General features: G+C 68.1%; 1 protein-coding gene. It reads left to right on the plus strand.

Annotation, left to right across the window (positions count from 1 at the left end; translation table 11 throughout):
- A partial coding sequence (locus tag A5704_RS09935; protein ID WP_067760195.1) for a cutinase family protein occupies positions 1–576 on the plus strand: 576 nt, incomplete at both ends.

Here is a 576-nt window from a genome sequence, read left to right on the forward strand (position 1 = left end):
TGTCCGGACGTGCAGGTGGTGTTCGCCCGCGGCACCGGTGAAGCCCCCGGAGTCGGGCCCACCGGCCAGGCCTTCGTCGACGCGCTGCACTCGCGCGTGGGCGCCAAGTCGTTCGACGTCTACCCGGTCAACTACCCCGCCAGCGACCAATGGGACACCGGCATCGACGGCGTCAGAGACGCTGGCGCCCACGTCGTTTCGATGGCCCACGACTGCCCCAACACCAAAATGGTGCTCGGCGGCTACTCCCAGGGCGCAGCCGTCATGGGCTTCGTCACCTCCCCCTCGGTACCCGACGGCATCGACCCCAACACCGTCCCCAAACCCCTCGACCCCACGGTCGCCAGCCACGTCTCCTCGGTCGTGCTCTTCGGCATGCCCAACGTGCGCGCCATGAACTTCCTCGGCGAACCCCCCGTCGTCATCGGCCCCACCTTCGCCGACAAGACCATCAAGGTCTGCGCCACCGAAGACCCGGTCTGCTCCGACGGCATGAACTTCTCCGCCCACAACACCTACGCCGACGACGGCGCCATGATCGACAAGGGCGTCGCCTTCGCCTCCAGCCACCTCGAC

Source organism: Mycobacterium sp. E735 (assembly GCF_001666955.1).
Classification (GTDB): domain Bacteria; phylum Actinomycetota; class Actinomycetes; order Mycobacteriales; family Mycobacteriaceae; genus Mycobacterium.